Genomic DNA, 5,470 nt, shown 5'->3' with positions numbered 1-5,470 from the left:
ATCTACCCCTGACTCCGCATCCTGTTGAGGCAGGGGAACCTCCACAGTAGAGGATTCACATCCTAATTTAACCGTTACTTCTGCCATCTTAGCAAGACTTTGATCCCGCAAAATAGAATATACAGTTAACTGGTCTTGCCGATCGATCACTCTGCTCAAGTCTAAAATTGCCTGAAACCCACTAATTCCCGCTTCTGCCACTTGGGGATAAGTTTGGACCACATCAGGACGAGGAACATTCACCGCAATGGTTTTCAGGACTCTCCCCTGATGAATTACTTCAACGGCGATCGCCGGAGACATTTTCCCCAGAACCCAACCCCGAAACTCAACGGCCCCAACATCAGTTTGAGTTCCTGTTTCTGGTACATCGAGATTAAACCCTAGTAACCCTTGAGATTCTGCGAGGGGGGCACTAAGCACTTCTACAACGTCAATCATTTTTTTCATTTCAGATTTGTGTACTTGACTTTTTGGTCGATCTCGTCTTATGCTCTGATGCTGAAATCCTGACGCTCCCTAGTTAAATGCGGGCTATAACAAGGATCGTTTTCAATATATTTTTGCCATCTTTCTCCTAGAGTATCTGCCTCTTTTTGCAACCGCGCCTTTTTTTCTGCCGTATCTTCGTAACCACGACTTTTTGATTCGTGGTGGTAGAGAGAAACATGAGGCACGTAAATATTGTGATAGCCTTGGTCAACCATTTTCAAGCATAAATCCACATCATTATAGGCAACTGCTAGTTCCTCATCAAATCCCCCCACACTCTCAAATACCTCGCGGCGGCACATCAAACACGCGCCTGTCACCGCTGACAGATTGTTCATCCCCACCACATTGCTGAAATATCCAGGGAAATTAGCGGGAAAACCGAGGTATATGTGGCCCGCAACGCCGCCAACTCCCAGCACAACTCCAACGTGTTGGATGGTGTTGTCAGCATATAGCAATTTCACTCCCACAGCGCCTATAGAAGACCTTTGAGCTTGTTCCACCATCGCGTCAAGCCAATCGGGAGTAATTACCTCTGTATCGTTATTCAAAAACAGTAAGTAATCGCCCCGCGCTTTACTGGCAGCGTAGTTATTAATCTGAGAAAAATTGAAGGGAATGTTGAAGGGGTAACACGTAAACCTATCGGGTTCCTTTGCCGTCCATTTAGCAATTACTTCAGCCGTCTCTAACTCCGTGCTGCCGTTGTCGATAACTATAACTTCATAATTTGGGTACAGACTCTTAGTGAAAATAGATTCTAGGCATTTGTCTAAAACGTTGCCGAGATTCCGTGTAGGAATAATGATACTTACCAGCTTGTAATCAGTAATTTTGTAGCGGACAATGTAGTGTCCCAAAAAACCAGGAACTTCCTCTACTTGACCAGGTTCGCCTCTCCTTTCAATAGCTTCTTGCAGAGTTTTCATTGATGCTTGATAGGCATAAGGCTTTGCATCCGAACTGCTAGCCGTCGAACCTGAGTGCATTCGCCAATGATAGAGGACTTTGGGAATGTGATAAATTTTGTTAGTTTTTTCTGTAAACCTCAAAACCAAATCATAATCCTGAGCACCTTCAAAACCCGCTCTAAAACCTTCAATTTCGTTGATAATCGATCGCCTGTAAGTTCCTAAATGGCAAGTGTACATCCGAGATAAGAACGAATCAGGACACCAGTCCGGTTTAAAATACGGCCCCATGAGTCTATCATCTGCAGTCAGCTTATCTTCATCGGAATATATCATGTCCGCTTCTGGATGGCTGTTCAACATCAACGCCACTTCATACAGTGCATCTGGAGTCAGCAAGTCGTCGTGATCTAGCAGCGAAACAAACTCGCCTTCGGCCACCTCTAATGCTGAATTTGATGCGCGAGAGATGTGACCGTTTTTAGTTCTATAAACAACTTTGATTCGAGCATCTTTATCCGCATACTCTGTCAAGATTTTTTTGACTTTAGGATCAGTTGAAGCATCGTCAGCGATGCACAATTCCCAGTAAGGATAGACTTGATTCCGAACTGATTCTATCGCCTCCATCAGAAAATTTTCCGGGGTGTTGTAAACCGGTACGATGACGCTGATCAGAGGCTTATAATTCAACAATTTTACTGCTTCAGCCATCTGTCGTAACTCGGTTTCTCTGGGGCAATTCTGAGCCCGCCATCTGCTATAGGTATCTTGGCTTTGCAGTAGTCCTTCCCGCAAAACATCCAAGTCCAGAGGAAATACTTGAGGATTAAGTTCATTAGCCCTCTGGTAGTAACCTAGGGCTTCATAGATCTTATTTTGTTGGTTTAATACTCGCGCCAAATTGTAGTAGGCCCACGCAAAGTTTGGATCGATTTCAATCACTTTGCGATATGCAGTAGCCGCATCTTCAAATTTTTCTTGTCGCAACAAAGTATCCCCTAAGTTGTGATGCGACCATGCAAAACCTGGATTATGTTGAATCGACATCTGGTAACAACTTACTGCTTCATCTAGCTTGTGCTTTTGTTGATAAAGGTCTCCTAAGTTATGGTAAGTTCCAAAGTAATTCGGGTTAACTTCGATCGCTCTTTTGTATGCGACCATAGCCTCAGCAATTTTACCTTCTCCCTGAAGACTCTCGCCTAACTTGTGGTAATCCACAGCATCCGCAGGAGGCAGAACGCTCTTTTCTGCCGCCCTACTTACCCCTTTTTTTTTTAACACATCTTCCAACAGCCCAGAAATAGCCTTGTCATCAGGCCGAATCTGCAACGCCATCTGATAAAAGACGATCGCCCCATCCGGCCAACTCTGCCGCACCAAAGCATTCGCCAACTCAACATAAAGGTCAGCATCATTCGGCGCAATCTCCAGCGCCTTGTGATACAACTGCACATCCTCGGGATTCTCCAGAATCGCCTTTCGGTACAAACCCATTGACTGCTGCAAATCCCACTGCGATCGCATCCTCAAAGCATCAGCCAGCTTTTGCGAAATCCACGGCAAATCCGGCTGAATTTCGACAGCACGGCGGTAAGAAGCGATCGACTCATCCCACCGTTCCAGCTTCTCCAGAGCCGTCCCCATGTTGTAATAAGTCCACGCAAAATCAGGATTCAACTCAGCCGCGCGACGGTAAACAGCGATCGCCTCATCCCACCTTTCCATTTCTAGCAGCGCGTCGCCCAACTTGCTCTCGGACCAGAAAAAATTCGGGTCGATTTCGTTAGCCCGCCGGTACGCAACAACCGCCTCATCCCAACGTTCCAAATTCACCAGCGTTTCTGCTAGATTGTTGTGCGCCCAAAAATGGTCGGGATTCAGTTCGATCGACCTTTGGTAAGCCGAAATCGCCTCATCCCAGCGTTCTAGCTTAATCAGCGCGTCAGCCAAATAATTGTGCGACCAACTAAAATCGGGATTTAACTCAGTTGCTTTCCGGTAAGCTTCCACCGCCTCATCCCACCGTTCCAACTTCAGCAAAACATCAGCTAAATTGTTGTGAGACCAGCTAAAATCGGGATTTAGTTCGATCGCCATCCGGTAAGCATTTACAGCTTCCTCCCACCGTTCCAACTTAACCAGACACTCAGCTAAATTGTTGTGCGACCAAGAAAGTCCGGGATTATTTCTAATAGCATTGCTGTAAGCATCAACCGCCGCTTCCCACTGTTCTTGACTTCTGAGAATTTCGCCCAATTCATGATAAGCCGCCCCAGCATCTGGGTTCAACTCAACCGCGCGCCGGTAACAGTCAATACCTTGCTCTACCTTACCTTGCTCGATCAAAGTTTTAGCTAAATTCTCGTGTTCCTCAGCGGTGGCGGATTTCGGGTCGATCGCATAAGCCCGGTACAAAGCCTCAGCAGCCGCCTCAGACTTCCCTAATTGAGTTAAAAGTTTTGCAAAATTGCGGAAAGCGCCCGCGAAATCCGGCTTCAGGGCGATCGCCTTTTCGTAAGCAGAAACCGCTTGCTGCCACTGTTCCTGCTGCACGCAAATGCTGCCGTAATTAGCATAAGCTTCAGCAAAATTCGGATTAATTTCTATTGCTTTGACATAGCAACTTTTAGCTTCATCAATTTTTCCAACCGCTTGCAAGGCGTTACCCAGCATTTTGTAAAGCGGCGCTTCCGGCTTAATTTGTAGAGCTTTCTTACAAGCAGAAATTGCCTGTTCCCATTTACCCTGAGCAAAATAACCTTCTGCCAGTATTTTGTATGCTTCTGGATCTTCTGTAGTAATTCCAGCATTAACAGGTTGCTGAACTTGTTGACGCCCAAGCTGTTGTTGAAGTTGTTGCGGTATTTGTTTCAGTATTTCTTGCGGTATTTTCCGCAATATTTGCTCAGGTATTTGTTGTTGAACTTGTGGTTGTTGAATTTGTTGCGGTATTTGTTGTTGAACTTGTGGCGGCTTAGCAGCACCGTTTGTCGCCGCGGTTGCACCAGCCAAAGTTTGCTCTCCATCGCTGCCGTTTCTAGCATTAGCTGCGTTCAGTTCAATAGCTTTGCGATAATATACTGTGGCTTCTTCTAACTTGCCTTGTTTTTTGAGGGCTTCGCCAATATTTTGGTAGGCTTGCGCCAGATTAGGATTTAATTTTATAGCGCGATCGTAACAAGAAATAGCTTCGGGCAACCTTTCCTGGCGGAAAAAAGCATCGCCCATACTCAAGTGTTCCGAGGGCTTTGCTTTTTCCGGTTCCAAAGAAAATGCGCGGTACCAGCATTCCTGAGATTCTGCCCCTTTGCCAATTTGTCCGAATACTTTTGCTAAATTGCGGTATACTCCGGCGAAATTCGGTTTCAGGCCGATCGCCTTTTGATAAAATCCGATCGCCTCCTGCCATTTTTCCTGCTGCGCGCTAAGGCTGCCCAAATTGGCGTATACTTCTGCAAAATTCGGTTCTATTTCCACAGCTTTAGCGTACCAGTGCCGCGCCTCTTCCATCCTGCCTTGAGCTTGCAGCGCCTTACCCAAAGTCTTGTAAGCCGGCGCAAAATTGGGGTGCATTTTCAAAGCTTGCTCGCAGGAGGCGATCGCTTCTTCTAATTTTCCTTGGGATAAATATATTTCTCCCTGTTGGTTAAATTGAACCGCTGTTGATTCTGTATTCACTGTTGATGGCATAGGGGCGGCGGCTCCAGAGGCAGGAATTAAATAGGGTAGTCAAAACGTTTCACAATTATACTCGCGTTTGACATTAACAGTACCGGACTTGTTCCCCCGCTGATTAATTTTTTTGACGGAGGGTGCTGGCGAGGAACCGGGATTCTCGGCGGATTTTTTTGATTTGACTGCTAAATACGTACCAATCAGCTTGGTTTTTGGCTGATTTGCGCGCCCCTCGGCACCGGGCGGGTTTGGCAAACAAAAGTCAAGACTGCCGGTGCTTGCTGGTGGGATGCTTTTTTGTGAGCCCGGCAAGGGAACCGGCATCAAAAAAGATTACAAATAGCGCAAAATGTGCGATCGCACCCAAACTAACAAAGCCTTTT

At 46.2% G+C, this 5,470-nt stretch carries 2 protein-coding genes; both read right to left on the bottom strand.

Features of this window, described 5'->3' with window-relative positions; all coding sequences use genetic code 11:
- Positions 1-450 (bottom strand): hypothetical protein (locus WBA89_RS27540; RefSeq protein WP_424410820.1); only part of this gene is annotated, 450 nt, incomplete at its 3' end.
- Positions 451-488: 38 nt separating this feature from the next.
- Positions 489-5,102 (bottom strand): tetratricopeptide repeat protein, encoded by a 4,614-nt coding sequence (locus tag WBA89_RS27535; protein WP_424410819.1) that lies wholly within the window; start codon positions 5,100-5,102, stop codon positions 489-491.
- Positions 5,103-5,470: the final 368 nt, after the last annotated feature.

This window comes from Microcoleus sp., assembly GCF_049646505.1.
In the GTDB taxonomy this organism is placed as follows: Bacteria; Cyanobacteriota; Cyanobacteriia; order Cyanobacteriales; family Microcoleaceae; genus Microcoleus.
This window is presented reverse-complemented; position numbering and strand designations above follow the sequence as displayed.

What these genes read in the sequence shown, in the direction of transcription:
- WBA89_RS27535 (WP_424410819.1), bottom strand. Translation starts at nt 5,102, where the DNA reads ATGCCATCAACAGTGAATACAGAATCAACAGCGGTTCAATTTAACCAA.